Below are 25,781 nucleotides of genomic sequence, written 5' to 3' on the forward strand. Positions count from 1 at the left end.
CGTGTTAGATTTACTAATCACAGACCTAGACAAGGGAGAAACATGGCGCACACGAACGGCGCGGGACGCGGCTCGGGGAATGACCCCCAGGAGCCGGTCACCGCGGAGCTACCGGTGGTCAGCGCGGGCGAGGAGCCGCGCCGTACCCCGGGACGAGGCGCGCTCATCAGTGCCTTTGGAATACTCGCGGCCATCATCGTGATCGCTGTCATCGCCGCGCTCAGCCTCCAGCGCGGGTGGCTGGGTATGTCGTCCACCGACGAGGACGAGCCCGCCCCAGCACCCGCGTCCAGCTCGTCGAGCCAGGCTGATACCTCTGAGGCGCCTTCGGAAACGAGCAGCTCTAGCGCCGCCTCTACCGCCGCGGAGTCGAGTTCGTCTTCGGCTTCGTCCTCCGCGTCGTCCACGGCGTCAACTACGTCATCTTCTGAGCGGTCCTCTGGGCGCTCATCGGGGTCCCGCTTCAGCGAGCGGGCGGCCGCGGCCGCGCCGACGCCGCGCGCTAGCGAGCCCACCCCGGAGGCTCGGCCGCCGCGTTATACCTCCGCCGCACCCGGCAGTAACCAGACCTCCGCCGCCTTCGCGGACTCGGTCTATTCCGCTTTCACCTCTGCCTATGCCCAGTCCGGCAACCCGAACACGCCGGTAGAGGCCTACAGCCCGGTCACGGGGCAGTGGTACAAGATGCAGTGTACCGGCACCGCCAACGCGGTAACCTGCCGCGGCGGTGACGGCGCGGTGGTGAATATCTCGTGAGCAAGTACTGGGCCGCCACCGTTTCCGGGCTTGCCGCCAGCGCCCTGCTGGTCGCCTGCAGCAGCGGCAGCGGGGTAGAGGAGTCGAAGCCGCCGGCGCACAGCACCACCGCGGCTCGCACCGAGGCTTTCCCCGCCAGCATCGACCAGAAGGCGTTGAAGCGTGCGGTAGCCGCTGCGATCGAGAAATTCGGCGGCGACGTCGGCGTCGCGGTGGCCACCCCCGACGAGCTTATGAGCGCCGGCACTACCACGGGGTTTGCGGCCTGGTCGACCGCGAAGGTACCGATTGCCATCGCCGCCTGCCAGGCCGGCACCGCGGATCCTGACCTCGTCGAGGCCGCCATCACTTATTCCGACAACGACTCCGCGCAGGCGCTCTGGGTGAGCCTGGGGGCCGTCGAGACCGCCGTGGAGCAGACCCAGGCGGTGCTGCGTGAGGGCGGCGACACCGTCACCGAGGTCCAAGGCAAGATTACCCGGGACGGGTTTACCCCCTTCGGTCAAACCGAGTGGGGGCTCAAGGAGCAGGCTACCTTCGCCGCGCAGCTGCCGGAGATCGATGACGCGGACTCGGTCATCGAGGCCATGCGGACCCCGGACCCCCTGCAGGATTACGGGCTGCGGGCCATCCCGGGCGCGGCCATCAAGGGCGGCTGGGGGCCGGATGATGACGGCTTCTACAGCGTCGTGCAGCTCGGCCACGTGAAGCTGGACGGCAAGGAGATGGGCATGGCGGTATTCTCCCGCCCCGAAGACGGCACCTATGAGGCCGCCCAGGAGCAGCTCGACTACCTGGTCTACCTGCTGGCCGGGGAAAAGACCGACTCGGCGGCCTAGCCTCCTCCCGGGTGCAGGACGTATAAGGGTTAAGGCCTAGTCTGTAGGGAGGAAAGACGAGCTTTAAGGAGGCCCACACGGCATGACGCAGCACTATAACCTCTACGAGAGCTTGGGTCTTAACCCGGGCGAGTCCTCGGACCAGCTTAACGTCGAGCTCAGCGCCTCGCTGCAGGCTCTCGAGGACCAAGGCACCGGGATGTCCGATCCGCGCTTCCACGAGACCGCCACCGCCCGGGCCATCCTGGGCGAGGAGCGCCGGCGCGCCCAGTACGACGCCCGGCTCGCCGATAGCTTGGCCCGCCCGATGCGCATCGGGGACCTCATCCACCTAGCCGAGCGCGGTCAATTCCCGGACGCCCCGGAGGAGAAGCCGCGGTATCAGACCTTGTCCACCGTCACCCGCCGGGTCGCCGAGGTTGAGCCGACCGGGGCGCCGTTGGCGCGCTTTGGTGCTGCGCCGGGAGTGGTCAAGACCGCGCTGGCCATTGCGGCCGTCGTGCCGGCAGTGCTGCTGGTTGGCTTCGTGTTCATGGCCGTCATCTTCGCCGTCGACAGCGCCGGCAGCACCGCCTATAGCCGCGGCGGGGTCTTCGACGAGTTCGCGGCGCTGCTGGACACGTCCTTCAACAGCCTCTACCTGCTGGTGCTGGCCGTATTCGTCCTGGTGAACATCCTCTGGGCCGGGCGCGTGCTCCGCGACGTGCTTTATCCCGCCCGTGGCGGCCAGAACGTGCTGCTGGCGGTGGAAACCCTCGGCTTTGGGGTGACGGAGCTGTTTGTGATGGTCGGCTTCGGCGCCGCGGACTGGGTCATGTTCACGCTGCCGTTTGTCGCCCATACCGCCGTCGGTGCCCTGCTGTTTAGCGGCGCCGTGGGACGCTGGTGCAAGGGCGAGATCCAGACCCGCGAAGTGGTCGAGGGGCCGCGGGACTAGCGCTTCTTTTTCTTCTTCTGCCGGTCGGCCGCAGCGGCGGCGGCCGCGGAGATGGAGTCCGAGCGGGACTCGAGCAGCTTCAGGGTGGCCGCGACGCGGTCATCGGGAAGTTCGGCGCCGAGGACGGCCAAGGAGGCATCGGCAAGCATGACGGCGGTCTCCGGAACGGTCTGATCGGAGGCCGCGAACGGGGGAGTGCCGTCGTTGCCGCGCATCTCAATAACCGACAGCGCGATGTGGAACGGCAGGGTGATGCGCGGGTCCTGCTCGCCGACCAACGCCGCGGCGAAGGTCTGGAAATGGTGCTCCAGGCGCGCGCGGGACTGGTGATACTCGGCGAATTCCTCCGAGTTCGCCACCGGCAGCTGGTAGAGCCGGCCGACGTTCCAGCCGCTGGTCAAAAGCAAGCGGGACTCGGCCGCCACCAGCGCCCACAGGCGCAGCTCCGGGGTGGTCTCCAGCTGGGCCAGGTCGTCGGCCAAGTCGAGGGAGGGCTCGATGGTCGAGTTCAGCAGCGTCAAAAAGATCTCGGTCTTCGACGGGAAATGGTAGTAGAGCGAGGCCTGCCGGATACCGACGGCTTCGGCGATCTGGTGGGTCGAGGTCGTGGCGAAGCCCTGGGTGGTAAACAGCTCGGAGGAGGCGTCTAGGATCTCTTCGCGCGCGGTGCTACCCCGACGTCGCGGAGAATTCTTCCTCGGCCTGCCAACTGCACCAGCCATAGACCTACCACACCTTCCTGTTCGCCTGAGAGTCGGAAATCAAAGAACCAAAGACATATCAACCTTATATCTTAAAGGCCATCGTGCTAAGTCGCGCGGGCAGCAATACCCTGTAATGTTGCCGACACCGTCCGGCACGCCGAGCCATAGGCCGTGCGGTCCAACGGCGGCAGGTCCGCCAGTCGCTGCTGTGCGGAGCCCGCGTGGTTGAGCCAGGCCCGTAGGTACAGCTCCAGGCCGGTGCGCCACGCCAGCGACAGCGCCTCGCCCTCGGCGGGAGTAATCAGCTGCTTTTCCGCGCCGATGGCCAGCCGGTCCGCCGTCGGCCGCGGCGCCGGGGCCGCCCAGCGGGCCACGGAAGCGATGGGCACCAGCAGGAAGTTATGGATGTTCACGGCCGCATCCGGGTCCGGCAGGCCGTTGACCAACTGCAGCGCCGGCGGCTGCGTGCCCAGCGCCTGGCGCAGCAGCGCTGCCGATGCCTCCTCCGGCAACGGCAGGCCCGCGTCCGCGCGGTAGATAGCCGCGTCCTCCATGGCACGCGGCTCGATGTCGACCGAAAAGAGCAGCTCGTCCAGCTCCGCGTTGGCGGGGCCCAGATAGTCCACCGGCAGGCCGGGCAGGCCATCGCCGCGGGCGATGGGGCCGGTCAGCCGCACCGGGGAATCGACCGCGGGGGAGTAGACCACCCCGTGGACGACGCGGGAATACCACGCCGCCAGCTCTTGCGCGTCCGCCCGGTGGTGCAGGGCGTTGCGGGCCAGCTCATGGGACTCCGCCAGGATGCCGCGCGCGGCGGGCAGGGACTCGCAGCGCCCCGCCTCTTCGGCGAGCTCGGTAAGTGAGGGGTGCAAGGCCATAAGCAACGCGCCTTTCTTATGCGGGGTGGATGAAATCTGTCTACAGTCTAACGGGTGGTGGGGCGGGGTTGTGCTCCGGATATGCCAAACGCCGCCGCGGCGACCCGTGCCCATGGTGGGCGGGGTGCCGGCGACGGCGTTGGTTAGATTCTTTTACCGTGTCACACTTGCCAGCGGCAAAAGTGCGCTGTTGAAACCCTGCTACTTAAGTGTTTAGCGGGTGGTGAACGGCAGGAGAGCCATTTCGCGAGCGTTCTTGACCGCGGTAGCAACCTGACGCTGCTGCTGCGGGGTCAGACCGGTGACGCGACGCGAACGAATCTTGTGGCGGTCAGAGATGAACAGGCGGAGGGTCTTGGTGTCCTTGTAGTCCACCTTCTCGATGCCCTCTGCCTTCAACGGGTTCTTCTTCGGACGGCGGGTCTGCTCCATCCGGAACTTCTTGTGGTTATTGCGCTTCATTGTTGCAATTCCCCTTTACCAGCTGGACTTACGAACGCCCGGCAGCTCACCGCGGTGAGCCATGCCGCGCATGCGGACACGGGACAGGCCGAACTTGCGGAGGTAACCGCGCGGACGACCATCGTGGGCGTCGCGGTTACGGATGCGGGACTTGGAAGCGTCGCGCGGCTGACGGTTCAGCTCGAACTGGGCCTCCAAACGGTCCTCGTCCGAGGTGTTCGGGTTCTTGATGATTGCCTTGAGCTCAGCGCGACGCTCCGCGTAGCGGGCGACGATTTCCTTGCGCTGCTCGTTCTTAGCGATCTTGGACTTCTTAGCCATTGATTATCGCTCCTCGCGGAATTCGACGTGCTTGCGGGCGATCGGATCGAACTTCTTCAGAGTGATGCGATCCGGGTTGTTGCGCTTGTTCTTACGGGTCACGTAGGTGTAACCAGTGCCCGCGGTGGACTTAAGCTTGATGATCGGGCGAATATCGTTACGTGCCATCTTTAGATCTTCTCCCCACGTGCTCGGATCTTGGCGACGACGGACTCGATGCCGTCGCGGTCGATGATCTTCATACCCTTGGTAGAGACATTCAGGGTGATGGTACGGCCCTCAGAGGGCAGGTAGTACCGACGACGCTGCACGTTGGGGTTCCAACGGCGCGAGGTGCGGCGGTGCGAGTGCGAGACCTGCTTGCCGAATTGCGGCTTGCGGCCCGTTACCTGGCAAATAGCCGACATGGGTCTTCTTTCTCCTAGCCGCCCACATCTTGGCTAATTAAAACCACGTGATCGAGTGCCTAGAAGGCTTACTCCGCTCGGAATGTGAGGATGAGCGATTAAAAAATCACGCCGTTTTATTGCAGTAGACGGGGCGTAAACGTACATTGTGACAACAGCAAGGGAAAACCTTACCTTCCCGCGCCCGAATTTCCTAATCGCCTCGTGCGAGCCATACTGGGCGCCCCGCGTGGGGCCTTGAGCGGTTCCGGGCGGTAGGGGAGTGCAGGGACAGTCGGGGCGCTATACCTCTATATCTTCGCCCTGTCTGGGGTCGCCCAGCGTGCTGGGAATAATTTTAAGCCCTCGGCACGGAATTCGCGCGGCGAAACCCGCTTTTCGGGCGTGGTTGCCGGGGTGGCTGGGGCTGCTGTGGTCACCGGTTGCGTCAGCGCGGGCGAGATTTGGGAAAAGGGCAGGTCGGCTGTAATATAGTCCGAGTTGCTATCGCTCGGGTGCTGCTCGACGGTAGCTGTTTGTCCGTTAGAAAACCCAACTCGGGCACGATCTCCGCCGCCTAGGCCTTGTTTTATAGGCCCGGTGAAAGCGGAGAACCGACCCGAAGTTTCAACCCTGAGGGAATTCGCATGAAGAAAGATATCCACCCGGATTACCACCCGGTGGTCTTCCAGGACGCCGGTACCGGTACCCGCTTCCTGACCAAGTCCACCGCCTCCTCCGATCGCACCGTTGAGTGGGAGGACGGCAACGAGTACCCGCTCATCGTGGTCGACGTTACCGCCGAGTCGCACCCGTTCTGGACCGGTGCGCAGCGCGTGATGGACACCGCCGGCCGTGTCGAGCGCTTCAACCAGCGCTTCGGTGGCATGGCTCGCCGCAAGAAGAAGAACGCGTAAGGAGGATAGAAGAAAATGGCAACTCCTAAGTTCAAGATGTCCCGCGCGAACACCCGCTCGCGCCGCTCCCAGTGGAAGGCCGACAACGTCGACCTCCAGGAGGTCACCATCGACGGCCAGACCGTGCGCATCCCGCGCCGCCTGGTCAAGGCCGCCAAGCTCGGCCTGGTTGACGTGGAGCAGTTCTAAGCGTTTTTAGGACGATAAGGCTGGGCCGGTAGCTACCTGGCCCCTTGCGTCCCGAGCTACCCCGAATAAGGGTAGTCGGGGCGCTTTTCTTATTATCTTGCACTCAGTTTTGTGGGGGTTGCGTTGTTTTTGCAGCTGAGTGTATTCCTGTTCGATCCTTAATTGGGCTCTGAACCTTAATAAAACTACTTTTAGTTTCTGGGTTTCTTGAAAGACTCATTTTAGGACATAATTGAGATATGAAAATTCTCGTAGTGGACGACGAACAGCCGGTGCGTGAATCGCTTCGCCGTTCGCTGAGCTTTAACGGCTACCAGGTCATCTTGGCCGGGGACGGCGTTGAGGCGGTCGAGACGGTGCACCGGGAATCGCCGGATCTGATGATCCTCGATTTGGTGATGCCCAACATGGACGGCCTGGAGGTGTGCCGGTCCCTGCGCAGCGAGGGCTGGGAGCGCCCCATCCTCGTGTTGACCGCCCGGGACGGCGTGGCCGACCGGGTGGCCGGGCTGGACGCCGGCGCCGACGACTACCTGCCCAAGCCCTTCGCGCTGGAGGAGCTTTTGGCTCGCGTGCGCTCGCTGGCGCGGCGCGCGGCAGCCGATCCCATCCAGGTCACACCGGAAAAGGAAGCCAAGCTGGCTTTTGAGGATCTCTACCTCGACGCGGATACCCGCGAGGTCTGGCGCGGCAAGCGCATGATCTCGCTGACCCGCACCGAGTTCGCGCTTCTGCAGCTGCTACTGGAAAACCCCCGCAAGGTTCTCGCCCGCGACGTGATCCTAGAAAGCGTCTGGGGCTATGATTTCCCGACCTCGGGCAACGCGCTGGAAGTCTACATCGGCTACCTGCGTAAGAAGACCGAGGCCGAGGGCGAGCCCCGCCTCATCCATACCGTCCGTGGCGTCGGCTACGTGTTGCGAGAGAACACCCCGTGATTTTTCGGAAGCCGGTGTCTCGGGCGCAGGCTTCCGCTCCGTCCGACGAGTTCTCAGACGAACCGACGGTTTACACGGGAAGCTCCCGTCCGTGGGTCTCGCGCACGTCGCTGCGCTGGCGTCTGGCTATTCTCACCGGCCTGATCGTGGCCGTTACCTCGGCTATTATCTGCGCCGGTTCCTACGGGGCCGTGGCGGCCTGCCTACGCGCCGCCGACAATGAGGCCTTGGAATCGCACGCGCAGGCGATGCTCGTGCGCACCCAGGCCAACCAGGACCCGGATTACCTGCTTAACGAGATCGAGCACTTCAAGACCGTGCACCCCGAGGCCCAGCTCACGGTCTCCCCGGCCGGCGACGCCGCCACCTACGGCGACGGCCAGGTCCCACCCGAGGACGGCCTCTCCATGGAGCAGGAGGGAGATCTCCACACGATCTCGCTGCGCGCTAACGACGGCTCCTGGGTCGTCTTAACCGACAGCCGGGCCGAGACCGAGAACGCTATCGACATCGTGGGCATTGTGCTGCTGGCCGTCTTCGCCCTGGGGATCCTACTGGCCATCGCCGGCGGCGTGTGGGTCTCCCAGACCGGCCTGCACCCCATCCAGCGGCTCAAGCGCGCCATCGACCACGTCGCCAGCACCGGCGATCTGCGCCCCATTTCCGTCGTGGGCACCGACGACATGGCCCAGCTGGCCGTGGCGTTCAACCGCATGCTAGACGCTCTGCAGGAATCCCGCATCAAGCAATCGCAATTCATCGCGGACGCCGGACACGAGCTCAAAACCCCGTTGACGTCCATGCGCACCAATATCGAGCTGCTGATGATGCTCAACAAGTCCAACACCGCGGACAGTCTGAGCGAGCAGGACCGCGCCGAGCTGGAGGCGGACGTGCTGGCCCAGATGCAGGAGCTGTCCGTGCTCATCGGTGATCTGGTGGACCTGGCCCGCGAGGGCGCCGTCGACAAGGAGATGGAGCCGGTCGCGCTGGACAGGGTCGTGACTTCCTCGCTCAAGCGCGCCCGCCGGCGCCGCCCCGACGTCGAATTCCAGGTCCACCTCGAGCCCTGGGTGATGGTAGGTGATCCCTTCGCCCTCGGCCGGGCGGTCCTCAACCTGCTGGACAACGCCGCCAAGTGGTCGCCGGCCGCCGGCATGGTGCGCGTGCGCCTGCAGCGCCTGGACGAGCACACCGCGCGCCTGCGCGTCGACGACTCCGGCGTGGGCATCTCGGAGGCGGAGCGCGAGAAGATCTTCGAGCGTTTCTACCGCTCCGCCGAGGCCCGGAAAATGCCGGGCTCCGGCCTGGGGCTGGCCATCGTCCGCCAGGTTGTCGAGCGCCACAAGGGCACCATCACCGTCGGCGACTCCGACGACCACGGCACGCGCATGGAAATCATCTTCCCGGGCAGCGCCCCCAACACGGACTGGGATACCGAGGACGCTTCGCTCAGCCCCGGGGAGACGACCGCCGGGCTGGACGGGTCCTCGGCCTCCGAGCGGCGCGGGCGCGAGTTCGCCAAGCGCTGGTTCAACCAGCGCTAGCCGCGCGCCTGGTAAGCGGTTTAGGAGCAACAGTCTCGTGCTCGGGCGGTTGGCCGAATTGTGGACTTGTCACTAAGATCGAAACCCATACAGCAACCTGTCAGAAACTCCTAAGCTGTTTGCAGTCGGGTATCAGAGGCACCAAAGGTCAGGGAGGGATACTAAGGCTATGAACAACAACAATCCCCATAACGCCGAGCCCACCGGCTCGTCGAGCCCCTACGGTCAGCAGGGGCAGCACCGGTCGCAGTCGCAGGGCTGGAACCAGCCGCGGACCACGGACGCACAGCCCACGGAGATCACCCAGTCGTGGCAGGCGGCCGAGGCGCAGTGGGGTCAGCCTCAGCCGCAGGTCTCGCAGCAGCCGCAAGCGCAGACCCAGGCCCAGCCGCAAGCCCAGCCCGAGGCGCCGAAGAAGAAGCGCTCCGTCGGCTTGGGCACTGCGCTGGCCATGATGCTGGTCGCCGCCGTGGGCGCCGGGGGTATCACCGGCGCGGTCGTGGGCGGTTCCGGCAGCAATGATTCGACCTCCACCGTCAACGAGGTCCTCAACCGGCCTGCGAACAACGACTCCGCCCCGGCCCCAGCCGAGGGCTCCATCGAGGAGGTCTCCCAGAAGGTCCTGCCCGCCGTCGTGGCCATCCAGGTGGTCACCCGCGGCGGCGCGGCCGAGGGGTCGGGCTCGATCATCTCCCCGGACGGCTACGTGCTGACCAACCACCACGTCGTCGAGGGCGCGGAGCGCTCCTCGGTCGGCGGCATCCAGGTCACCCTGAACGACGGCACCCGCAAGGAGGCCGAGCTGGTAGCCTCCGATGCCAACACCGACGTCGCCGTCATCAAGATCAAGGACGCCGAGAACCTGCCGTACCTGGAGTTCGCGGACTCCGCCCAGCTCAACGTCGGCCAGCAGGTCGTGGCCGTCGGCTCGCCGCTGGGGCTCAACGCGACGGTGACCTCCGGCATCGTCTCGGCCGTCAACCGCCCCGTGCGCGCTTCCCAGGCCGGCGGGGAGCCCTCGCTTATCGATGCCGTCCAGACCGACGCTGCCGTCAACCCCGGCAACTCCGGCGGCCCGCTGGTGGATATGAACGGCAACATCGTGGGCATGAACTCCGTTATCGCCTCCCTGTCCTCTTCGTCGGGGCAGGAGGCCGGCTCCATCGGCCTGGGCTTTGCCATCCCGTCCAACTTCGCCAAGCGCATGGCGGATCAACTCATCAACAACGGCGAGGTCAAGCACCCGATGCTGGGCGTGCAGGTCGACGGGCGCAACCTCACCCAAGGCGCGCCGGTGGTCAACGTCGAAGAGGGCAGCCCGGCCGCGGAAGCCGGCATCAAGGCCGGCGACGTCATCACCCGCCTGGGCGACCGCCTCATCGAGGACTCCGACACGCTCATCGCGGCGACCCGTTCCCAGGAATTCGGCGAGGCCGTGACCTTGGAAGTCACTGATCCCGACAGCGAGGAGACGCGACAGGTAGAGGTAACACTGTCGAACGAGTAGATTAAAGCGCAAAGCCGCACCACCGTTAAGGAGAACCATGCCTGTAGACGCCAGCGAATCCGACCGCGCAGCCACGCTTGCCGACGCCCCGCGCGGCGGCGACCGCGACAGCCTCCGCGACATCGCGGGGCCGGACGATGCCTACCTGTTGGCCCAGGAGCGCGAGCAGTCCATGAACGCGCAGCGCCGCGCCCTGATCGTCATCGTGACGGACCACCCCGAACAGCACGCGGAGGACAACCGGCGCCTGTGCTCGGAGCTGTTGGCCGAGGCTAACTTCCGCGTCGATGGGGCAGTGGTGGTGCGCTCCAAGAAGTCGAAGATTCGCCAGGCTATTGAGACGGCCGTGGTCGGCGGCGTGGACCTGGTGCTGACCGTCGGCGGCACGGGAGTGGGCCCGCGCGACAAGACCCCGGAGGCCACCCGCACGGTGCTGGACCAGCTGGTCCCGGGCATCGCCCAGGCCCTGCGGTCTTCCGGCCAGGCCTGCGGCGCTGTCGATGCCTGCACCTCCCGCGGCATCGCCGGCGTGTCCGGGTCCACGGTGGTGGTCAACGTCGCCGCCTCTCGCGCGGCCATCCGCGACGGCATGGCGACCCTGACCCCCTTGGTGCACCACCTGGTCGACCAGCTGCAGAAGTACTCGGTGGACTAAGCGGCGTAGCGCGATGACTGATGCACATTCCCGGCGCAGGAAGCGGCGGCGCGCGGTGCGCCCCAGCGACTGCCCTGACTACGACCGGACGGCGGACCGGGCACCGTTCGTCTCCGCCTTTGACTCGGCGGACTCGGCCGGCTCCGCAGACGCAGAAAGGGCCGTCGAAGTCAACGACGGCCCTGCGGACGACGGGCTGCGCGGTGAGGCTTTCTACCGCGAGCAAATCCCGCCGCACTATTAGAACTTGTAGCGCCGTTCCTTAGGCGCGGTGCTTGCCGGCGGCATCATCGCCGGCGATTGACTTGCCCGGACCCTCAGTCGAGTCTTCGGCCAGGTCGCTGGTCTGGCCGGTGACCTTGTCTCCGACGTTGTTCTGCGCGGCGAGCAGGTCGCGGATTTCGATGAGCAGGTCGTCAGTGGTGGGGGTGGCTTCCTCCGGGTCGATGCCCTTGCGGCGCTTGGCGGCCTCGGCGAGCTTGTTCATCGGCATGACGATGAGGAAATAGACCACGGCGGCGATGATCAGGAAGTTGATAGCCGCGGTGATGACGGCACCCAGGTCAATGCGGGTGGTCGGGTCATCGGCCTTGATCTGGAACGCCAGCCCGCCGACCTCGGCGGAACCTAAGGAGTTGATGAGCGGCTGGATCAGGGAATCGGTCACGGCCGTGACGACGGCGGTGAAAGCGGAGCCGATGATGACGGCGATTGCCAGTTCAATCACGTTGCCGCGGAGGATGAAGTCTTTGAAGCCCTTTAACATGGCGAAGTCCTTTCGGTGGTTAGCCTGCGCGATCTCCGGTGACCACCACGGTGAGCGGGAAGCTCAGCGAGGCGGCCGCCACTTTCTTCGCGGCGGGGGCCGGCAGTGCAATTAGAATAGTAGCCGCTTGGGAGCCCGTGGTCTCTCCCGCGGCGGCCGTGGAGACGATTTTTCCCTTCTGCGCCACGACGGTTTCCGCCGCGTCGGGCCCGGCGAGCTCGCCGCCGTCACCTGTCCCTCCGTTGCTGACTACGCTGACCGTATCCCCGTGGGCCAGCAGCGCGGCGATGTCCGGCTCCGCGAGCTTAATCGGCACCAAGTGATAGTCCTGGCCCGCCGATTCCCCCAACGCGTGGGTAAGCTCTTCGCCCAACAGGCGGGACTCCGTGACCACCTCGCCGGCCGATCCGGCCGCCACGACCACCCGCCCCGCTAAATCCTCCGGTCCCGCTTGGTCGGCCACGCCGGCCGGGATGACGTCGCGCGGCAGGGAACGCCACTCGATGTCCTCGGCCGCCAGCTCCTGGCCGGCCGCGACCTCGCGGGCGAAGACCGGCACCCGAGGGTTGTCCTTCCACCCGCTCAGCCCCACCAGGCCGGCCGCGATCACCAGCGCGCCGGCCGCCAGTTTCTTCAGCAGGCTCGCGCGCGGGTGCCCCGGGGTGGCCAAGGTGTGCCGCAGGGAAGAAAAACCAGTAAAACTCCGCATGTCTATATAGACTGCGCCCGGACCACCGCCGGTTCCCAGGCAGAGGAATATAGCGCCTAGAACTGCTCCACGCCGGCGTCGGTGAGCGCGCCGTCGCAGGGCACGTCGTGGGCATCGGCCGGCAGCCGGTGCACGACCTCGCTGGAGCGCACCACGGCCAGCTTCAGCGGCCCGCCCGCCGGCAGGCCTGCCAGTGCACGGTCGTAATAGCCCGCGCCCTTGCCTAGCCGAAACCCGCGCCTGTCCACGGCCATCGCCGGCACCAGCAGGACGTCGAGGCCCGCCAGCACCGTGGAATTAAACCGCGGGCCCTCCGGCTCCGCGATGCCCAGCGCCCCCGCCCGCGTCGCCTTATCGCCGTGGTAGCTGGCCCACAGCAGCGTGCCGCCGGGCATCGACAGCGGCAGCCACACCTGCTGGCTGGCCGCCGCGACCGCCGCCAGCCACGCCTTCCCGCCCGGCTCGCTGGTCAGCGGGGCATAGGCCGCCACCCGCGGGCGGCCAAGAGCGCGCAGGAAGCTGTCGGTGTGGGCGATGAGGGAGGCATCGTTGGCTGGGGCGCGGCGGGCCGCGCGGAAATGCTCGCGCAGGGTCTGCTTGTCGGCGTCGGGGGAGGGCAAATTCATAACTTAAATACTAATAGGGCGTATCGGTGCCCGAAACGGATTAGGCGAGCAGGTAAGGTCAGATCCATGTCTAACGAGCGCGAGAATACCCCGCACGGGGTGAAAACCGTAGTGGTTCCGGCCGCCGGCATGGGGACGCGTTTCCTCCCGGCCACCAAGACCGTGCCCAAGGAGCTGCTGCCAGTAGTGGATACACCTGGCATCGAGCTCATTGCCGAGGAAGCCGCCTCCGTCGGCGCCCAGCGCCTGGCCGTTATCACCGCCCCGAACAAGCAAGAGGTCATGCGCCACTTCGAGCGCTTCCCCGACCTGACCGAGACCCTAGCCGAGCGTGGCAAGGACGAGCAGGTCGCCAAGGTGCAGCGAGCCGCGGACCTCATCCACCCCATCGCCGTCGAGCAGGCCGAGCCGCTGGGCCTGGGCCACGCCGTCGGCCTGGCGGAGTCCGTCCTGGACGAGGACGAGGACTTCTTCGCCGTCATGCTGCCGGACGACATCGTCCTGCCCGCCACCGTCATGGAGGACATGGCGCGCGTGCGCGCAGCCCTGGGCGGGTCCGTCCTGTGCGCATTCGAGGTCGACCGCGAGGAGACCTTCAACTACGGCGTCTTCGACGTGGAAGACACCAACGCGCCGGGCGTGAAGAAGGTCGTCGGCATGGTCGAAAAGCCCGATCCCGCCGACGCCCCCTCCAACCTCGTGGCCACCGGCCGCTACCTGCTGGACCGCAAAATCTTCGACGCCCTGCGGCGCATCGGCCCGGGCAAGGGCGGCGAGCTGCAGCTGACCGACGCCATCGAGCTGCTCATCCAGGAAGGTGAGCCCGTGCACGTGGTGGTCCACCGCGGCAAGCGTCACGACCTGGGCAACCCCGGCGGCTATATCCCCGCCAACGTCGACTTCGGACTGCGCGACGAGAAATACGGCCCGGCGCTGTATAAGGCGCTCAAGCATATTATTGCGGAGTACGAGCAAGAGAACGGGTTGGCGGAGAACTAACCGGGGAAAGGCGGCGCGTTGCTATGCGTTCTGTGGAAGAGCAACTGGAGTTTGTCACGGATGCGGCGGTCACGCCCGAGCCGGTGCGGATCGCCATCGCCAACGCTTTGGGGCTGAAGTGTGCCGAGGAGGTCCAAGCGCATCAGCCGCTGCCGGGCTTCCCGCAGGCGGCCATCGATGGCTACGCCGTCCGCGCGGTTGACATCGGCGGCGAGCGCGGCCTCGGCCGGCGCGACCCGGACGCGGAGGAGGCCCCGGAGCCGGAGACCGAGCGTTCCCTACCGGTGGTGGGGGAGGTCCCGGCCGGTTCCCGGCAGCCGCTGCGCCTCCAGCCGAAGCAGGCCGTGCGCGTCTACACGGGCGCGCCCCTGCCCACGCTTGCCGATGCTGTCCTTCCCCTCGAGTGGACCGACCGCGGGCGCAAGCGCATGGTCGCCCACCGCCCGGTGCGCTCCGGCGATTTCGTGCGCCGCGTCGGCGACGACATCCAGCCCGGCGACGTCGCCGTGTCCACCGGCACCATCCTGGGCCCCGCCCAGATCGGGCTGCTGGCCGCGGTGGGGCGCTCGAAGGTGCTGGCCTACCCGCGCCCCCGCGTGACCGTGATTTCCTTCGGCCGAGAGCTGGTCGACATCGACCGCGAGCCGGGCCTGGGGCAGGTATTCGACGTCAACTCCTACGCGCTGGCGGCCGCCGCCCGCGAGGCCGGCGCGGAGGTCACCCGCGTGGGTATCGCCGAGGGCGAGCCGCGGCGCATCCGGGAAAACCTGGAGACCCAGATCGCGCGCAGCGAGGTCATCGTGATTTCCGGGGCCGTCGGCGGCGCCGGCTCTGCCGCCATCCGCGAGGTCCTAGACCAGCTCGGCGACATCGACACCACGCGTGTGGCCATGCACCCGGGCTCTGTGCAGGGCTTCGGGCTGCTGGGCGACGAGCGTATCCCGACGTTTTTGCTCTCGTCCAACCCGGTCTCCGCCCTGGTAGTCTTCGAGGTCTTTGTCCGCCCGCTCATCCGGCTGGCGCTGGGCAAGCGCAACGCCGCGCGCCGGGTGGTGCGCGCCCGCGCCGTCAACCACATCGACTCCCGCCTGGGCCGCCGCGGCTATATCCGCGCCCGCCTGATGCGCGACGCCGACACCGCCGACTACCTGGTCGAGGGGCTGTCCGGTGCGGGCGGGGCGCCGGCCCACCTGCTGGCCGGCCTGGCCGAGGCCAACGCTCTTATCCGCGTGCCGGAGTCCGTGACGGATATCCGCCCCGGCGACGTCGTCGACGTCATGTTCATCACCCAGCGCTCATGATCGACCCCTTCGGCTGGGTGCGGCACAGCTGGCAGCGCCACACCGGGGCGCGGGAATCGCGCGCCATCGAGCACCCCGGGTGGCCGGAGGTCACCGAGACGGTGCGCATCCGTCCGAACGCTCGCTTCCCGCGCGGGGCCGAGGTGCGCCTGCGGCCGTTGCACCGCACGGACGGGGCGGACTGGCGCACGCAGCGCCTCCACGACGAGGCCCACCTGCGGCACGTCGAGCCGACGATGCCCACCAGCTGGGTCGCCGCCCACAGCTTCCAGGCCTGGTGGAATCACCTGTGGTACCTGGGCGCGGCGGCGCGCCAGGGGGTGGTGGTGCCCTTTGCCATCGAGTGCAACGGGCGTTTCGCCGGGCAGCTCACGCTGGGCAATATCCAGCACGGCAGCGTGAGCGAATGCTGGATCGGTTACTGGGTCTTTTCGGAGATGACCGGCGGGCACCTGGCCACCGTGGCCTGCGCTTTGGGCACCGACCACGCCTTCCGGCGCGTGGGCATGCACCGCGTGACGGCCACGTTCCTGCCCAACAACGCCGCCTCCGGGCGGGTCTTATTCAACAACGGCTTCCGCGAGGAGGGCATCGCGCGCCGCAGCCTGCACATTGATGGCGAGTGGCGTGATCACCATTTAGTCGCCCTAGTCCGTGACGACTTCCCGGATAGCTGCGTCGCGCGGCTGCGGGCGGCCGGCGTGCTGGATTAGCTCGCCAGATTGGGCGTGGCGCAGGCCGGTTGAGGGGAAGCGCGAAGTACTGTGGTTGTGACAATCGTCAAACTATGAAAGAGGTAGCGCGTAGTGTCTCCTGGCCTCATTCTCATCCTTATCCTGGTGGTCTGGCTCTTCGTCCTGGCGCCGTGGCTGCTGCGGGGCCAGCGCCCGGTCAGCCACACCGGCGACGGCTTCGAGGACACCCGGGTTCTCTTCGAAGGCGACCAGGGCAAGGTCGCCGGCCGCCGCAAGCCGCGGGTGACCGCGCAGGACGTGCACCGCACTGATGCCGACGACGACTACGAGATCGTCGACGCCGAGCCGGCCAGCTTGGTCGAGCCGGTCTCCGCGCAGGAAGAGACCATCGACGGCGAGGTCGTCGACTCGCCCCTGCTCGACGATGCCCCCGCCGCGGACGCCGAGACCGGCGAGGACGCTCCGGCTGAGGACAGCGAGGGCGCCGAGGATGTGACCGAGGAGGAGGCCCCCGAATACTTCGACCCGCCGCAGGTCGACGAGGTCGCTGCCGACGCCTACCCGCTGGACGGGTCCTACACCTCCCCGGTGGATCTCATGTACCCCGGCGCCGTTGACGCCGACGCTGCCGCCACCGCCAGCGCCGCCGAGGAGACCGTGCAGGCTGCGGAGCACGCGGAGGAGGCCGAGATCAGCGGCGATGACGAGCTATCTGCCGAGGAGCTGGAATTCGCCAAGCGCCGGCTGGGCCGCGGCGGCTGGGATCCGGAGGCCGATGAGGCCGCGTCCACCGACCGCTACCAGCGTCGCCAGCGCACGCTGTTGGGCCTGGCGGTCGCCGTGGTGGCCACGGTCGCCCTGGGTATCATCCTCGGCGGCTGGGGCTGGCTGCCCGCCGCCGTGGTTGCCGTGCTCTCCGTGGTCTACCTGGTGGCCCTGCGCACCCAGGTGCGCCAGGAGCAGGCCCTGCGCCACCGCCGCGTCCGCCAGCTGCGGCGCGCCCGCCTGGGCGTGCGCAACGCCGCCGACGAGGAGCTGGCCATCCCGCATAGCCTGCGCCGCCCCGGCGCGGTCGTTCTCGAGGTCGACGACGATAGCCCCGACTTCGACCACCTGCCGGTCTACTACCACGACGACGACTCCACCGGCGACCGCGCCTCGGTCCGCCGGGACGACCTGGCCGCCCGCCGCGTCGGCTAGCCCCAAGGCCTTGCTCCAGATCCTGGCCTCGAAGCCGTGCCCTTGAGCATGGTCCCGAGGCCTAGTCCCAGAGCCCCGAGCACCCGCGCCGGTGCGAGCCCACCAGGTGGGTATCGACCATTCCGATGGCCTCCATCAGCGCGAAACAGGTGGTCGGCCCTACGAACTTAAATCCCTGCTTCTTCAGCGCCTTCGACATCTGCGTCGATTCCTCTGAGGTGGTGGGGATTTCTTCTGCCACCTCCGGCCGCGGCGTATCGGCCGGCCGGAAGGACCACAGGAATTCGCTTAATCCGCCCTCGGTGCGAAGGTCGACGGTGGCGCGGGCGTTGTCGATGGCCGCCTGGATTTTGCGGCGGTTGCGGATGATGGCGGCATCGTTAGCCAGGCGCTCGACGTCGTCCGCCCCGAAGGCGGCCACGGCGTCGGGGTCGAAGCCGGCGAAGGCTAGGCGGAAGGCGGGCCGCCGGCTCAAGATGAGTCGCCAGGACAGGCCCGCCTGGAAGCCTTCTAACACGAGCCTTTCGTAGAGGCCCGCCTCTGAGTACACGGGCAGGCCCCATTCGGTGTCGTAATACTCGCGCAAAAGCTCGTCCGCAGCGGCCCACGGGGTGCGCGCGAGCCCGTCGGGGCCGGTTACTGGTCCGGTGCCAGTGCTATCCATCGGTAGATTCTCCTAGGTGTAGGTCTGAGTGATTGCTACCGTTTAGACTGCCGCCGGGCCCGTTTGGGTTCCCCGGCCGGCTTCCAGCTCCAGCAGCCAGCGCTTGGCGGTCAGGCCGCCGCGGTAGTTGCCCGGGGAGCCGTCGGAGCGCACTACGCGGTGGCAGGGCACGAACAGCGGCAGGCGGTTGCGCGCGCAGGCGTTGCCCACCGCGCGCACGGCCGCTGGGTGGCCGGCCCGGGCGGCCAGCTGCCCGTAGCTGAGCTTCTCGCCGTAGCCCACGCGGGCCAACTCGCACAGCACCGCCGCAGTAAACGGCGGCTGGCCGGAGTAGTCCAACGGCACGTCGAAGGGCTGCGGCGAGCCCGCGAAATAGGCCCGTAGCTGCCGGGCGGCTTCTTCCATAAGCGGCGTGGTGCCGGGGGTGGCATCGGCCGGCAGTTCGTCGCCGGGCAGGGCGAGCTGCGTTAAGGCCTGGTCGGTGCCTGCTAACCCGAGGCGGCCCAGCGGGCTATCGAGCAGATACACGTGAGTCATCGTGACGCCTTTCTTTAGCAAAGTAGGGCTACCAAGGTAGTCTAATGCTTATGAACAAACCCGCCGTTAGAGATGCCGCGCTGCTTGTGCTGCGGCTGATCCTCGGCCTCGTCTTTTTGTGCCACGGGGTGACCAAGCTGTTTATCGACGGCATGGACGAGACGGTCGGGCAGTTCTCCGCCCTGGGCGTGCCCCAGCCGCAGAATCTCGCCTGGCTGACCGCGGTCGGGGAGCTGGCCGGCGGCGCGCTTCTGGTCATCGGCCTGCTGACGACGGCCGCCGCCGCGGTGCTGATGGTCCTAGTCGGCGGGGCCTTCTACTTCGCGCACTGGGGCAACGGCTTCTTCGCCACCGAGGGCGGGGTCGAATACGTCAGCGTCTTGTTCGTTTCCCTGCTGATGGTCGTCGTCTTCGGCGCGGGGCGGGCCAGCCTGGATGAGGTGCTCAATCGTGTTGACGCATGAGCAAGTCCAGGCCGCCATTTCCGCGCGCCTGGACGGGGAAAGCCACGGGCTGGACGAAAACGTCGTCGACGCCCACATCGCTGAGTGCGCCGAATGCCGCGCCTTCCAGGACGAGGCGGCCCGGCTGAGCCGCTCGCTGAGCTTCGCGGAGCCGGCCGGGGAGGGCATGGCCCCGCCGCAGGACCTGTCGGAGCTCATCCTGGGCGGGGTGGAATCCGAATGGCAGCGCACCGCCGGGCGCCGCCACGCGGGGCTAGCGATGGCGCGCATCCTCCTGGTCGTCATCGGCATCATCTGCGCCGCGTGGGCCGTCGCGATGGTCGCACAGTCCTCCGGCATGGTGCCGGGCACCGGCGAGGTCCTCGACCCGACGGCGGATCCGGACGGCGCCTCTGCGCTCATCGAGGGTGCGGCCTTGCGCCTGGGGCTGGCCTCCGGGCTCATCTTCGCCGCCTGGCGCCCCCGCCTGGCCCCCGGGCTGATGCCGCTGACCTGCACGCTGTTCGCCTTCCTATGCGGCTTCGCGATGCGCGACATCGCCCTAGGCAACCTCGTTCTGAACCAGGTCTACGCGTTGCTGGCCACGGGGCTGGCCACCGCGGCGCTGGGCTGGGCCTGGGCTGCCGATCGCGGCTTTAGCCTGCGTGGGGCCTGGCGCGTTCTGGGCGCTGACCCGAACTAGCCCCGCTGGCCCCAGCCAGCCCCGGCTACGCCCGGCTAGGTCCAGCTAGGCAGCCACATCATCGACTGGTACCAACTCTCCGGGACGGTGAACCCGTAGAGGATGGGCGCGAAGTAGAAAAACATCGCCACGACGGCGGCCACGTAGCCGACCACGGCCACCGAGCCCCACCGCAGCGGGCGGGCCCAGCCGGCGACCGGCCCGCGCCCCGCCAGCTGCCCGGCTATCAGCGCCAGGCCGACGATGACGAAGGGGATGAGCGCGGCGGCATAGAAGAAATACATCTGCCGGTCGTAGGCGGCCAGCCACGGCAGGAAGCCGGCAGCGAAACCGATGAGTACTGGGGCGAAGCGGCGATCGCGGCGGACAAACCAGCTCCACGCCGACCACAGCAGCACCGGCACGATGAGCCACCAGATGATGGGCGTGCCAAACAGGAAGAGCATCCGCCGGCACTCGATGCCGCCCGCGCACGTCATCTCCGTCTGCGAGTGGTAGAGAATCGGGCGGGCGGCGACCAGCCACGCCCACGGCTTGGAATCCCATGGGTGGGAATGCCCGCCGGAGGTGGTCAGGGAGGCGTGGAATTCCAGCACCGAGAAGTGGTAGTAGAGCCAGCTGGCGAGGGCATCGGGAAGCAGATGCAGCCAGGAGGCGGCCTCGATGGTGCCGTCGGTGGCCGCGTGGCGGTAGACGGCGGTTTCGCTGGTAAACCAGGCCCGCCACGACCACACGTACAGCGCGGCCGGCACCGCCACGAGCGAGGCCAGCGCGGCCGGGGTATCGCGCACCAGGGGGCCCAGCACGTAGCGGCGCACCCCGTAGCGGCGCCGCAGCCACAGGTCTGCGAAGACGCTGGCCAGGCCGAAGAACATGAGGCAATACAGCCCGGACCATTTCACCGCCAGCGCCAGGCCCAGGAAGACGCCGGCGCTGAAGCGCCACCAGCGGAAGCCGAAGCGGGGGCCGAAGGTGGCATCGTTAAGCAGGCCGTTGCGCCAGGCGTCATCGAGACGCTGGTGGACCTGCTTGTGGTCGTGGACCAAGGCCCAGGCCGCGGCGACGATGAAAAAGACCTGGAAGATGTCCAGCATGCCGAAGCGGGAGGAGACCAGCAGCACGCCGTCGCAGACCGCGATGAGGCCGGCGATGGTAGCCACCACCGTCGAGTTCGACAGCTGGCGGGCCAGCGCCATGATCAGTAGGACGGTGCCGACGCCGAAGAGCGCGGCCATCGTGCGCCACCCCAGCGGCGTGTAGCCAAAAATCTGCTCCGAGACTGCGATCAGCTGCTTGGCCAGCGGCGGGTGCACCACCAGCCCGTAGCCGGGGTTCGACTCGATGCCGCCGACGAAGAGGTTGTCCCAGCTGCGCACCATATCCCAGGCCTGCGGGACGTAGTGCTTCTCGTCGAAAATCGGGGTGCCGCTGGCGGTGGGGTACTGGAGGGCGACAAAGCGCGTGATGAGGGCCAGCGCGGCGATGAGAAGCGTGGTGACCGTGTCCGCCCGAGTCCACGTGACGGGCCGCGGCACGGCGGCCGGCCGGTTGTGGGCGCCGCGCGGGACGGCGGCAGGTTGGGCGGAGGAACTACGGATACTCACCCCAGATAGTTTAGGGTACGGCCCTGTGCCATGCTATTAGGTATGAGCTTTGAGTTTTCGCTGGAGCCGTTGCCGCGCGGCGTCGTGCTGGCCGCCACCCCGTTGGGCAACCCGGGGGACGCCAGCGCGCGCCTACTGCAGGCGCTGGGGCAGGCCGCCGTCGTCGCGGCGGAGGACACCCGCCGCGTGCGGGCACTGGCCCAGGCTCTGGGCGTGGAGATCCGGGGCAAGGTGGTCTCCAACTTCGACCACAATGAAGAAGCCCGCGCCGCGGGGCTTATCGATGCCGCCCGCTCCGGCACCGTCCTGGTCGTCACCGACGCCGGCATGCCGATAGTCTCCGACCCGGGGCACTCCCTGGTGGTCGCCGCCGCCGAGGCCGGCGTGCCGGTGACGTGCCTGCCTGGGCCGTCGGCGGTAACCACCGCGCTGGCGCTGTCCGGGCTGGGAGTGGGGCACTTCATCTTCGACGGCTTCGCCCCGCGCAAGGGCGGGCCGCGGCGCAAGTGGCTCGAGTCGTTGCGCGGCCAGGAGCGCGCCGTGGTCTTTTTCGAGTCGCCGCACCGGCTGGCCGAGACGCTGTCGCTGGCCGCCGAGGTGCTGGGGGAGGACCGGCCCGCGGCGGTCTGCCGCGAGCTGACCAAGACCTACGAGGAGGTTAAGCGCGGCCCGCTGGGGCAGCTGGCCGAGTGGGCGGGCGAGAACGCGCGCGGCGAGATCACCGTCGTCATCGAGGGCGGCGCGGCCGCCGCCGTGAGCGTGGACGAGCTGGTGCCCAAGGCCCAAGAACTGGCCGCGGCCGGGCTACGGCTCAAGGCGGCCTGCAAGCAGGTCGCCGGCGAGGCGGGGGTCTCCAGCCGCGAGCTTTACGATGCCGTCTTAGCCGCCCGCGACTAGCCGCACGGGACTCGTCGTCCGGGATTCGCTGTCCGCGGTCCGGCTCTGCGAGCCCGCCGACCGCGGTCTGTCTCCCCGTGAGCAGCTTCCTGCGGCCAGCTTCCTGCGCGGCCAGCTTTCGGGGCTGCGGACCGTGAGCAGCCTCCCGTGACGGTCCTCTCGGGGCCGGCCGACGTGGCTGGCAGTTCCCTGAGACCGGTGGCTAAAAATACTGTACTTTTGGTCTACTTGCAGGGAAAATAACCGTCCACAGCAATTCTTAATCCAATTGTTACAGAAACGTGTTGTGTCACCGTCGGAAAACTTAAAGACTAGCGGTTATGCCGGCCAGCGTGGAGGTCACGGCGCGGCGAAATTCGGGGATAAAGCCCGGAGATTAAGGGAAAACGCGGTCGGCAATTTGAAAGACTTTCCGGTTTCGCACAACCTAGATTGCATGACAAATTCGGAAAACAACGTGCCTGAAGGGGCGGATCCGCACGATCCGGACGTGCTGGATTCCAAACCGGTAGATCAAAAATACGAAACCGTTGATGAGGCGCTGGACGGCCAGTCGGCGACGAGCCAGCTGGCTTCCATGCTGGACAACGAGAGCCTTTCCTCCGAAAAGCACGAGGAAGAGCCCGTCGAGATGGCCGCCGACGGCGACGCCAAGATCGACTGGACCGTGACCGGCATAGCCGGGGTTTTGGTTCTGGCTATCGTCATCTGGGGTCTGGCCGGCGCCGACAGCTTCGCTGAGTTCTCCGGCAAGGCCCTGACCCTGGTCGTCGATAACTTTGGCTGGGCCTACGTGCTGTTTACCACCATCTTCGTGGTCTTCGTTGTCGCTATCGCGGTCTCCAAGTTCGGTACCATCCGGCTGGGGCATATCAACGAGGAGCCGGAGTTCTCCACGCCGTCGTGGATCGCGATGATGTTCGCGGCCGGCATGGGCATCGGCCTGATGTTCTACGGCGCTTCCGAGCCGCTGGCCTTCTACCGTGACGGGGTTCCGGATCACAACCCGCACGAGGTCGATACCGCCATGGCAACAGCCATGTTCCACTGGACGCTCCACCCGTGGGGCATCTACGCCATCGTGGGCCTGGCTATTGCGTACTCCACCTTCCGTATTGGTCGTAAGCAGTTGCTGTCCTCCGCCTTCGTGCCGCTCATTGGCGAAAAGGGCGCTGCCGGCCCGGTCGGCAAGCTGATTGATATCCTGTCGATTTTCGCCACCGTCTTCGGTACCGCCTGCTCCCTGGGCCTGGGTGCTCTGCAGATTCAGGCCGGCCTGTCCGCCTCCGGCATCATCGAGGATCCGGGCAACGGCGTGGTCACCGGCATCGTTCTGGTTTTGACCCTGGCCTTTATCCTGTCCGCTCTGTCGGGCGTGGGCCGCGGCATCCAGTACCTGTCCAACGCCAACATGGTCATGGCTGCGCTGCTGGCCATCTTCGTGTTCATCGTTGGCCCGACCGTCAATATCCTGAACCTGGTACCGGGCTCCATCGGCGCCTACCTGGATAACTTTACCGAGATGATCGGCCGTACCGCCGAGTCCGCCAACGGCGAGGCCGGCGAGTGGCTCAGCGGCTACACCATCTTCTACTGGGCATGGTGGGTGTCCTGGTCGCCGTTCGTCGGTATGTTCCTGGCGCGCATTTCCCGCGGCCGTTCCGTCCGCGAGTTCTGCGTCGGCGTCCTGCTGGTCCCGGCCGGCGTGTCCACCCTGTGGTTCGCCATCTTCGGTGGCTCGGCCATCCACGCCGAGCAGACTGGCAACTCGATTGCCGGCGAGAGTGCCGAGGAAGAGCTGTTCAACCTGCTCAACGGCATGCCGCTCGGGGCGATTGCCTCCATCATCGCCATGATCTTGCTGTCCACGTTCTTCATCACCTCCGCGGACTCCGCGTCGACGGTGATGGGCTCGATGTCGCAGAACGGCAAGTCCGACGCCCAGCCGTGGCTGTCCGCCATCTGGGGTGTGCTGACCGCCGCGGTTGGCCTGACCCTACTGCTGGTCAACGAGGACTCGCTGAACAACCTGCAGAACGTCACTATCGTCGCCGCCGCGCCGTTCCTGGTGATTGTGGTTCTGCTGATGTTCGCGATCGTCAAAGACCTGCGCAACGACGTCATTTACCTTGAGTACCGCGAATCCCAGGCCTTCCAGCGCAAGCTCGCCCGCGAGCGCCGCCTGCACCGCGAGTACCAGCGCGAACAGGAGAACAAGCGCCGCCGCGCCGAGCGTCTCAAGCTCAAGCGCAAGCACTAAGCCTCTCGCGCACATGCCAAAGCGCACCGACCCTTTTGTGGGCGGTGCGCTTTTGCTGGTTGAGGCACGCCGAGTGGGCGCTACGGACGTGGTCCGTGGCGCCTTTCGCGTGTTTTGGCTGGGTGAGTTCCTTGTGGCCCGGCAGTCGTAGGGGTTGGCTGGCCTTTTCTTCCGGCTCGGCTGACCCTGTTCCTTGGGTTTGCGGCTGACCCCGTGTCAGCCGTCAGCCGTCAGCCGTCAGCCGCTGCTCCAGGGCGGGTCCCACGTCACCCTGCCGTGTCTTCGGTTGACCCTCCCGTGTCTGGGGTAGGCGGGGTCGTCGTCGTTCCAGGAATTGTGGAACTCGCACAACAAGGTGAGATTCTCTTGGTTGGTCTCACCGCCGTCGGCCCAGGGGTGGATGTGGTGGACTTGGCACTCGTCGGCTGGTTTCCTACAGTTCGGCCACGCGCAGGTCGTGGTCTCCGCCTTGGCCATGTCCTTCTGCTTCGGTGAGGCGTGGCGCTGGTAGCGGTACTGGTTGACTGGGCCGCGCCGCGGGTCGACCAAGGTGGCCAGGCCCGCGTCCAACAAACATTGGCGGACGTAGTCGGCTCCGGTCATGGTGGTGCCGTTGGTCAGCTGCAGGGTGATCTCATCCCCATCACCGGCAAGGATTCTCACCCAGTCAGGAAGGGAGATCACCACGTGCGTGGCCTTCGGCTGCTTCTCCAGGCCTCCACTGAACAAGGCCTCGACATCCGGGATGGTTTTAATTGAGGCCCAGAGGTCTTCCACCAGTTCCGGGTCCCCGGTGACAGAAAAAGTACTCGGTCCATCCTTGCGACGGGTGACTCGTACGCCCTCGGCTGGTGGTGCCGGGCGGTTAAGCTCTAGGACCTTTTGGTTGGCTAGGCGTCTTAGCTGTGTGGTGGTGCCGGGGGTGTTGCACAGTTCGATGAGCATGTCCCAGGCCTCGCCTTGGTTGCGCACTCGGCGGAAAGCGTTGTCCAGCGCAATGAGCGTATCGAGGTGGTGTCCCTGGGTGGCGGCCGCTTTCCTCGCGGCGGCTTGCTTGCGCGTATACGTGGTGTGCCCGAAAAACGTCTGGCAGGCACGGTGGTGCGCGGCCGCGGCCATGTCCGACATGACAGCCTTCAGGGCGGGCAGGTTCAGCTGGCGGCACAGGTCCAAATACTGGATCCCGTCCGCGAAGATGGAGTGTGCTGCTTTCAATGTGTCCATGGCTGTCGTTGCTGTCATGACCCACACGCTAGAAGCACGCGTCAACCCCTACAAGGCCCAGAAACCCGATCTGTGGATAACTCGGAGCACAGTAGCCATCCTGCGCAAACTATCCAC

At 66.8% G+C, this 25,781-nt stretch carries 31 protein-coding genes; 18 read left to right on the forward strand and 13 right to left on the reverse strand.

Going from position 1 to position 25,781, the window contains the following annotated elements; translation table 11 throughout:
• The first annotated feature begins 42 nt into the window (after nt 1–42).
• The 3 genes from CCONF_RS03825 to CCONF_RS03835 all read left to right on the forward strand — a co-directional run bounded on the left by CCONF_RS03825 (nt 43) and on the right by CCONF_RS03835 (nt 2,532).
• Nucleotides 43–756 (forward strand): hypothetical protein, encoded by a 714-nt coding sequence (locus CCONF_RS03825; protein ID WP_290225386.1) that lies wholly within the window; start codon nt 43–45, stop codon nt 754–756.
• Nucleotides 753–1,595, forward strand: a complete 843-nt coding sequence (locus tag CCONF_RS03830) for a serine hydrolase (protein WP_290225388.1) — start codon at nt 753–755, stop codon at nt 1,593–1,595. Before CCONF_RS03825 ends, CCONF_RS03830 begins: the two co-directional genes overlap by 4 nt.
• Nucleotides 1,596–1,677: 82 nt before the next feature.
• The gene (locus CCONF_RS03835; RefSeq protein ID WP_290225390.1) at nt 1,678–2,532 is read left to right on the forward strand and encodes a hypothetical protein; all 855 of its coding nucleotides are present in this window, start codon (nt 1,678–1,680) and stop codon (nt 2,530–2,532) included.
• Here the strand turns inward: CCONF_RS03835 and CCONF_RS03840 are convergent.
• From CCONF_RS03840 to rpmB, 6 genes are all read right to left on the reverse strand, one after another.
• Nucleotides 2,529–3,254: a TetR/AcrR family transcriptional regulator gene (locus CCONF_RS03840; protein ID WP_290225392.1), complete on the reverse strand. Its 726-nt coding sequence runs from the start codon at nt 3,252–3,254 to the stop codon at nt 2,529–2,531. The two genes, CCONF_RS03835 and CCONF_RS03840, sit on opposite strands and share 4 nt — an antisense overlap.
• Nucleotides 3,255–3,340: 86 nt before the next feature.
• On the reverse strand, nt 3,341–4,114 hold the full coding sequence (locus CCONF_RS03845) for a hypothetical protein (RefSeq protein ID WP_290225394.1): 774 nt from the start codon (nt 4,112–4,114) through the stop codon (nt 3,341–3,343).
• Between the two features lie 213 nt (nt 4,115–4,327).
• Nucleotides 4,328–4,576 (reverse strand): 30S ribosomal protein S18, encoded by a 249-nt coding sequence (gene rpsR / locus CCONF_RS03850; RefSeq protein ID WP_070767894.1) that lies wholly within the window; start codon nt 4,574–4,576, stop codon nt 4,328–4,330.
• A 15-nt stretch (nt 4,577–4,591) separates the two neighbouring features.
• Complete coding sequence (rpsN, locus tag CCONF_RS03855) at nt 4,592–4,897, reverse strand: 30S ribosomal protein S14 (RefSeq protein WP_070767893.1); 306 nt, start codon at nt 4,895–4,897, stop codon at nt 4,592–4,594.
• A 3-nt stretch (nt 4,898–4,900) separates the two neighbouring features.
• On the reverse strand, nt 4,901–5,065 hold the full coding sequence (gene rpmG, locus CCONF_RS03860; protein ID WP_005279910.1) for a 50S ribosomal protein L33: 165 nt from the start codon (nt 5,063–5,065) through the stop codon (nt 4,901–4,903).
• A 2-nt stretch (nt 5,066–5,067) separates the two neighbouring features.
• Nucleotides 5,068–5,304: a 50S ribosomal protein L28 gene (gene rpmB, locus CCONF_RS03865; protein WP_070767892.1), complete on the reverse strand. Its 237-nt coding sequence runs from the start codon at nt 5,302–5,304 to the stop codon at nt 5,068–5,070.
• A 626-nt stretch (nt 5,305–5,930) separates the two neighbouring features.
• Here rpmB and CCONF_RS03870 point away from each other — a divergent pair.
• The 7 genes from CCONF_RS03870 (at nt 5,931) to CCONF_RS03900 (ending at nt 11,280) form a co-directional block, all read left to right on the forward strand.
• Nucleotides 5,931–6,200, forward strand: coding sequence for a type B 50S ribosomal protein L31 (locus tag CCONF_RS03870; RefSeq protein WP_290225415.1), 270 nt, complete (start codon nt 5,931–5,933; stop codon nt 6,198–6,200).
• Nucleotides 6,201–6,215: 15 nt separating this feature from the next.
• Nucleotides 6,216–6,389: a 50S ribosomal protein L32 gene (gene rpmF, locus CCONF_RS03875; protein ID WP_070767890.1), complete on the forward strand. Its 174-nt coding sequence runs from the start codon at nt 6,216–6,218 to the stop codon at nt 6,387–6,389.
• Nucleotides 6,390–6,628: 239 nt separating this feature from the next.
• On the forward strand, nt 6,629–7,327 hold the full coding sequence (locus tag CCONF_RS03880) for a response regulator transcription factor (protein WP_290225419.1): 699 nt from the start codon (nt 6,629–6,631) through the stop codon (nt 7,325–7,327).
• Complete coding sequence (locus tag CCONF_RS03885) at nt 7,324–8,874, forward strand: HAMP domain-containing sensor histidine kinase (RefSeq protein WP_290225422.1); 1,551 nt, start codon at nt 7,324–7,326, stop codon at nt 8,872–8,874. The genes CCONF_RS03880 and CCONF_RS03885 overlap by 4 nt, the downstream gene beginning before the upstream one ends.
• 169 nt (nt 8,875–9,043) lie before the next feature.
• On the forward strand, nt 9,044–10,381 hold the full coding sequence (locus tag CCONF_RS03890; RefSeq protein WP_290225424.1) for a S1C family serine protease: 1,338 nt from the start codon (nt 9,044–9,046) through the stop codon (nt 10,379–10,381).
• A 37-nt stretch (nt 10,382–10,418) separates the two neighbouring features.
• Nucleotides 10,419–11,036 carry a MogA/MoaB family molybdenum cofactor biosynthesis protein gene (locus tag CCONF_RS03895; protein ID WP_290225426.1) on the forward strand — a complete coding sequence of 206 codons (618 nt, stop codon included), beginning with the start codon at nt 10,419–10,421 and terminating at the stop codon, nt 11,034–11,036.
• 13 nt (nt 11,037–11,049) lie between these two features.
• Nucleotides 11,050–11,280: a hypothetical protein gene (locus tag CCONF_RS03900; protein ID WP_290225427.1), complete on the forward strand. Its 231-nt coding sequence runs from the start codon at nt 11,050–11,052 to the stop codon at nt 11,278–11,280.
• Between the two features lie 18 nt (nt 11,281–11,298).
• On the opposite strand, the gene mscL is transcribed toward CCONF_RS03900, so the two are convergent.
• Genes mscL through CCONF_RS03915 form a run of 3 tightly spaced genes read right to left on the reverse strand, consistent with a single transcriptional unit; the run spans nt 11,299 to nt 13,137 of the window.
• A complete protein-coding gene (gene mscL / locus CCONF_RS03905; RefSeq protein ID WP_290225429.1) occupies nt 11,299–11,802 on the reverse strand; it encodes a large-conductance mechanosensitive channel protein MscL in 504 nt (167 codons plus the stop codon).
• A 19-nt stretch (nt 11,803–11,821) separates the two neighbouring features.
• Nucleotides 11,822–12,511 (reverse strand): SAF domain-containing protein, encoded by a 690-nt coding sequence (locus CCONF_RS03910; protein ID WP_290225431.1) that lies wholly within the window; start codon nt 12,509–12,511, stop codon nt 11,822–11,824.
• A gap of 56 nt (nt 12,512–12,567) precedes the next feature.
• Nucleotides 12,568–13,137, reverse strand: coding sequence for a 5-formyltetrahydrofolate cyclo-ligase (locus CCONF_RS03915; RefSeq protein ID WP_290225433.1), 570 nt, complete (start codon nt 13,135–13,137; stop codon nt 12,568–12,570).
• A 66-nt stretch (nt 13,138–13,203) separates the two neighbouring features.
• Here CCONF_RS03915 and CCONF_RS03920 point away from each other — a divergent pair, with 66 nt between their 5' ends.
• From CCONF_RS03920 to sepX, 4 genes are all read left to right on the forward strand, one after another.
• The gene (locus tag CCONF_RS03920) at nt 13,204–14,136 is read left to right on the forward strand and encodes a UTP--glucose-1-phosphate uridylyltransferase (RefSeq protein ID WP_290225437.1); all 933 of its coding nucleotides are present in this window, start codon (nt 13,204–13,206) and stop codon (nt 14,134–14,136) included.
• Between the two features lie 23 nt (nt 14,137–14,159).
• Nucleotides 14,160–15,437 (forward strand): molybdotransferase-like divisome protein Glp, encoded by a 1,278-nt coding sequence (glp, locus tag CCONF_RS03925; protein WP_290225439.1) that lies wholly within the window; start codon nt 14,160–14,162, stop codon nt 15,435–15,437.
• Nucleotides 15,434–16,150 carry a GNAT family N-acetyltransferase gene (locus CCONF_RS03930; protein WP_290225442.1) on the forward strand — a complete coding sequence of 239 codons (717 nt, stop codon included), beginning with the start codon at nt 15,434–15,436 and terminating at the stop codon, nt 16,148–16,150. Before glp ends, CCONF_RS03930 begins: the two co-directional genes overlap by 4 nt.
• Nucleotides 16,151–16,243: 93 nt before the next feature.
• A complete protein-coding gene (gene sepX, locus CCONF_RS03935) occupies nt 16,244–17,332 on the forward strand; it encodes a divisome protein SepX/GlpR (RefSeq protein ID WP_290225445.1) in 1,089 nt (362 codons plus the stop codon).
• A 61-nt stretch (nt 17,333–17,393) separates the two neighbouring features.
• Here the strand turns inward: sepX and CCONF_RS03940 are convergent, their stop codons facing one another.
• Both CCONF_RS03940 and CCONF_RS03945 read right to left on the reverse strand, forming a co-directional pair.
• Entirely contained in the window at nt 17,394–17,996 is a 603-nt protein-coding gene (locus tag CCONF_RS03940; RefSeq protein ID WP_290225447.1) for a DNA-3-methyladenine glycosylase I, read from the reverse strand.
• Nucleotides 17,997–18,038: 42 nt separating this feature from the next.
• The gene (locus CCONF_RS03945; protein ID WP_290225449.1) at nt 18,039–18,533 is read right to left on the reverse strand and encodes a methylated-DNA--[protein]-cysteine S-methyltransferase; all 495 of its coding nucleotides are present in this window, start codon (nt 18,531–18,533) and stop codon (nt 18,039–18,041) included.
• A gap of 50 nt (nt 18,534–18,583) precedes the next feature.
• Here CCONF_RS03945 and CCONF_RS03950 point away from each other — a divergent pair, with 50 nt between their 5' ends.
• Together CCONF_RS03950 and CCONF_RS03955 are read left to right on the forward strand one after the other, a co-directional pair.
• A complete protein-coding gene (locus CCONF_RS03950) occupies nt 18,584–18,997 on the forward strand; it encodes a DoxX family protein (protein ID WP_290225452.1) in 414 nt (137 codons plus the stop codon).
• Nucleotides 18,984–19,679: a zf-HC2 domain-containing protein gene (locus CCONF_RS03955; protein WP_290225454.1), complete on the forward strand. Its 696-nt coding sequence runs from the start codon at nt 18,984–18,986 to the stop codon at nt 19,677–19,679. The genes CCONF_RS03950 and CCONF_RS03955 overlap by 14 nt, the downstream gene beginning before the upstream one ends.
• A gap of 35 nt (nt 19,680–19,714) precedes the next feature.
• Here the strand turns inward: CCONF_RS03955 and pmt are convergent, their stop codons facing one another.
• Nucleotides 19,715–21,283, reverse strand: a complete 1,569-nt coding sequence (gene pmt / locus CCONF_RS03960; RefSeq protein WP_435384088.1) for a protein O-mannosyltransferase — start codon at nt 21,281–21,283, stop codon at nt 19,715–19,717.
• A gap of 42 nt (nt 21,284–21,325) precedes the next feature.
• Here pmt and rsmI point away from each other — a divergent pair, with 42 nt between their 5' ends.
• Both rsmI and CCONF_RS03970 read left to right on the forward strand, forming a co-directional pair.
• Nucleotides 21,326–22,180: a 16S rRNA (cytidine(1402)-2'-O)-methyltransferase gene (rsmI, locus tag CCONF_RS03965; RefSeq protein ID WP_290225456.1), complete on the forward strand. Its 855-nt coding sequence runs from the start codon at nt 21,326–21,328 to the stop codon at nt 22,178–22,180.
• Nucleotides 22,181–22,616: 436 nt separating this feature from the next.
• Nucleotides 22,617–24,440 (forward strand): BCCT family transporter, encoded by a 1,824-nt coding sequence (locus CCONF_RS03970; RefSeq protein WP_290225458.1) that lies wholly within the window; start codon nt 22,617–22,619, stop codon nt 24,438–24,440.
• A gap of 237 nt (nt 24,441–24,677) precedes the next feature.
• Here the strand turns inward: CCONF_RS03970 and CCONF_RS03975 are convergent, their stop codons facing one another.
• The gene (locus CCONF_RS03975; protein ID WP_290225460.1) at nt 24,678–25,682 is read right to left on the reverse strand and encodes an HNH endonuclease signature motif containing protein; all 1,005 of its coding nucleotides are present in this window, start codon (nt 25,680–25,682) and stop codon (nt 24,678–24,680) included.
• Nucleotides 25,683–25,781: the final 99 nt, after the last annotated feature.

It is taken from the genome of Corynebacterium confusum (genome assembly GCF_030408715.1).
Taxonomy (GTDB): domain Bacteria; phylum Actinomycetota; class Actinomycetes; order Mycobacteriales; family Mycobacteriaceae; genus Corynebacterium; species Corynebacterium confusum.

Excerpts from the sequence above, each read along its gene's own strand:
- CCONF_RS03950 (WP_290225452.1), top strand. The coding sequence starts at position 18,584 with ATGAACAAACCCGCCGTTAGAGATGCCGCGCTGCTTGTGCTGCGGCTG.
- rpmG (WP_005279910.1), bottom strand. The coding sequence starts at position 5,065 with ATGGCACGTAACGATATTCGCCCGATCATCAAGCTTAAGTCCACCGCG.
- rpsN (WP_070767893.1), bottom strand. The coding sequence starts at position 4,897 with ATGGCTAAGAAGTCCAAGATCGCTAAGAACGAGCAGCGCAAGGAAATC.
- CCONF_RS03890 (WP_290225424.1), top strand. The coding sequence starts at position 9,044 with ATGAACAACAACAATCCCCATAACGCCGAGCCCACCGGCTCGTCGAGC.
- CCONF_RS03970 (WP_290225458.1), top strand. The coding sequence starts at position 22,617 with ATGACAAATTCGGAAAACAACGTGCCTGAAGGGGCGGATCCGCACGAT.
- rpmB (WP_070767892.1), bottom strand. The coding sequence starts at position 5,304 with ATGTCGGCTATTTGCCAGGTAACGGGCCGCAAGCCGCAATTCGGCAAG.
- rpmF (WP_070767890.1), top strand. The coding sequence starts at position 6,216 with ATGGCAACTCCTAAGTTCAAGATGTCCCGCGCGAACACCCGCTCGCGC.
- CCONF_RS03870 (WP_290225415.1), top strand. The coding sequence starts at position 5,931 with ATGAAGAAAGATATCCACCCGGATTACCACCCGGTGGTCTTCCAGGAC.
- CCONF_RS03840 (WP_290225392.1), bottom strand. The coding sequence starts at position 3,254 with ATGGCTGGTGCAGTTGGCAGGCCGAGGAAGAATTCTCCGCGACGTCGG.
- mscL (WP_290225429.1), bottom strand. The coding sequence starts at position 11,802 with ATGTTAAAGGGCTTCAAAGACTTCATCCTCCGCGGCAACGTGATTGAA.
- glp (WP_290225439.1), top strand. The coding sequence starts at position 14,160 with ATGCGTTCTGTGGAAGAGCAACTGGAGTTTGTCACGGATGCGGCGGTC.
- rpsR (WP_070767894.1), bottom strand. The coding sequence starts at position 4,576 with ATGAAGCGCAATAACCACAAGAAGTTCCGGATGGAGCAGACCCGCCGT.
- CCONF_RS03930 (WP_290225442.1), top strand. The coding sequence starts at position 15,434 with ATGATCGACCCCTTCGGCTGGGTGCGGCACAGCTGGCAGCGCCACACC.
- CCONF_RS03825 (WP_290225386.1), top strand. The coding sequence starts at position 43 with ATGGCGCACACGAACGGCGCGGGACGCGGCTCGGGGAATGACCCCCAG.
- CCONF_RS03880 (WP_290225419.1), top strand. The coding sequence starts at position 6,629 with ATGAAAATTCTCGTAGTGGACGACGAACAGCCGGTGCGTGAATCGCTT.
- rsmI (WP_290225456.1), top strand. The coding sequence starts at position 21,326 with ATGAGCTTTGAGTTTTCGCTGGAGCCGTTGCCGCGCGGCGTCGTGCTG.
- CCONF_RS03895 (WP_290225426.1), top strand. The coding sequence starts at position 10,419 with ATGCCTGTAGACGCCAGCGAATCCGACCGCGCAGCCACGCTTGCCGAC.
- CCONF_RS03915 (WP_290225433.1), bottom strand. The coding sequence starts at position 13,137 with ATGAATTTGCCCTCCCCCGACGCCGACAAGCAGACCCTGCGCGAGCAT.
- CCONF_RS03940 (WP_290225447.1), bottom strand. The coding sequence starts at position 17,996 with ATGGATAGCACTGGCACCGGACCAGTAACCGGCCCCGACGGGCTCGCG.
- CCONF_RS03945 (WP_290225449.1), bottom strand. The coding sequence starts at position 18,533 with ATGACTCACGTGTATCTGCTCGATAGCCCGCTGGGCCGCCTCGGGTTA.
- CCONF_RS03910 (WP_290225431.1), bottom strand. The coding sequence starts at position 12,511 with ATGCGGAGTTTTACTGGTTTTTCTTCCCTGCGGCACACCTTGGCCACC.
- CCONF_RS03920 (WP_290225437.1), top strand. The coding sequence starts at position 13,204 with ATGTCTAACGAGCGCGAGAATACCCCGCACGGGGTGAAAACCGTAGTG.
- CCONF_RS03835 (WP_290225390.1), top strand. The coding sequence starts at position 1,678 with ATGACGCAGCACTATAACCTCTACGAGAGCTTGGGTCTTAACCCGGGC.
- CCONF_RS03975 (WP_290225460.1), bottom strand. The coding sequence starts at position 25,682 with ATGACAGCAACGACAGCCATGGACACATTGAAAGCAGCACACTCCATC.
- CCONF_RS03845 (WP_290225394.1), bottom strand. The coding sequence starts at position 4,114 with ATGGCCTTGCACCCCTCACTTACCGAGCTCGCCGAAGAGGCGGGGCGC.
- CCONF_RS03900 (WP_290225427.1), top strand. The coding sequence starts at position 11,050 with ATGACTGATGCACATTCCCGGCGCAGGAAGCGGCGGCGCGCGGTGCGC.